General features: G+C 61.9%; 1 protein-coding gene. It reads left to right on the top strand.

What is annotated here, in order from left to right:
* The first annotated feature begins 48 nt into the window (after positions 1 to 48).
* On the top strand, positions 49 to 1,299 hold the full coding sequence (locus K9U41_RS22830; protein WP_282643129.1) for an IS701 family transposase: 1,251 nt from the start codon (positions 49 to 51) through the stop codon (positions 1,297 to 1,299).
* The last annotated feature ends 115 nt before the right edge of the window (positions 1,300 to 1,414 follow it).

Raw genomic sequence — 1,414 nt, 5'->3', positions numbered from 1 at the left:
TAGCACTACAGTTGCGTTTTGCTAGGGTTTCTGAATCGATGGGCGACCATGATTCGGGATCTGATGATTGGTGGTGCGTCGGTTGAGGATATGCTGGCGCTTTGGGCATCGGCCTTGCGGGAGGGCAAGCGCCGGCTGCGACCGCTGTTCACGCAGGAGCGTGTCGCCGCCTCGGCAGGACAGTTCCTGGACGCCCTGCTCGGCAACGAGCCGCGCAAGACCGGCTGGATGCGGGCAGAAGCGGCTGGCGACAAAGGTCCGTGGCGGCAACAGGCCCTGCTTGGCCGTGGACGTTGGGATGCCGACGCGTTGCGTGACATCGTGCGGGACCATGTCGTCGCGCATCTGGGCGAGGCCGATGCTGTCCTGGTGATTGACGAGACTGGTTTCCTCAAGCAGGGAAAGGCCTCCTGTGGTGTTGGCCGCCAATATACCGGGTCGGCGGGCAAGATCACCAATTGCCAGATCGGTGTGTTTGCGACCTATGTCTCCTCAAAAGGGCACGCTTTCATTGACCGGGCGCTTTATTTACCGAAGGCTTGGACATCGGACGCGGCTCGGCTGGGAGCCGCACATGTGCCCGGGACGGTGAGCTTCGCCACCAAGCCCGCGATGGCGGCCGCCATGGTCAAGCAGGCCATCGCGGCCGATGTTCCGTTTGCCTGGGTCGCGGCCGACAGCGTCTATGGCGTGGGCGAGATCGAGATGACGCTCCGCCGGGCCGGAAAAGGCTACGTGCTCGGCGTCAACTCCAACCATTGGTTCGGCTCCTGGTCGAGGGAACGCCCCATGGCCGGCGAGGCGAAAGACATTGCCGCGACCCTGCCGGCCGATGCCTGGAGAACGCTCTCCGCCGGCCATGGCACCAAGGGCGAGCGGCTCTATGATTGGGCCTATTGTCCGCTCGCCGACCTCGATGCCGCCGAATACGATGCACCGGTTCCCGGGGCATGGACGCGTGGTCTTTTGATCCGCCGCGGCATCGGCGATGGCGAGCTTGCCTATTTTTCCACCTGGTGTCCGAAGGACACGCCCATCGAGACCCTGATCAAGGTTGAAGGAACTCGCTGGCGCATCGAAGAATGCTTTGAGACCGCCAAGAACGAGTTCGGCCTCGACCACAATGAAACGCGATCCTGGCATGGATGGCATAGGCACGTATCACTGGTCATGTTCGCCTATGCTCTCATGGCCGCCGTTCGATACCAGGCAAATACCATGACACCGAAAAAAACAGCACCAGCCTCCCGGCCAGGCTCATCCGCTGGTCGATCCAGGAAATCCGCTGTCTCGCTTTGAAGCTAGCTCAACGGCCGATACCTCCGACTCGCATCCTCGCATGGTCAAGCTTCCGGCGTGCCCACCAGGCCACAGCCTACCAAGCCCATCTCAAACCGAAAACGCAACTGTAGTG

It is taken from the genome of Xanthobacter autotrophicus (assembly GCF_029991245.1).
GTDB classification, from domain to species: domain Bacteria; phylum Pseudomonadota; class Alphaproteobacteria; order Rhizobiales; family Xanthobacteraceae; genus Xanthobacter; species Xanthobacter autotrophicus_C.
The sequence above is the reverse complement of the archived record's forward strand: the minus strand, read 5'-3'. Positions and strand labels throughout refer to the sequence as shown.

Excerpts from the sequence above, each read along its gene's own strand:
- K9U41_RS22830 (WP_282643129.1), top strand. The coding sequence starts at position 49 with ATGATTCGGGATCTGATGATTGGTGGTGCGTCGGTTGAGGATATGCTG.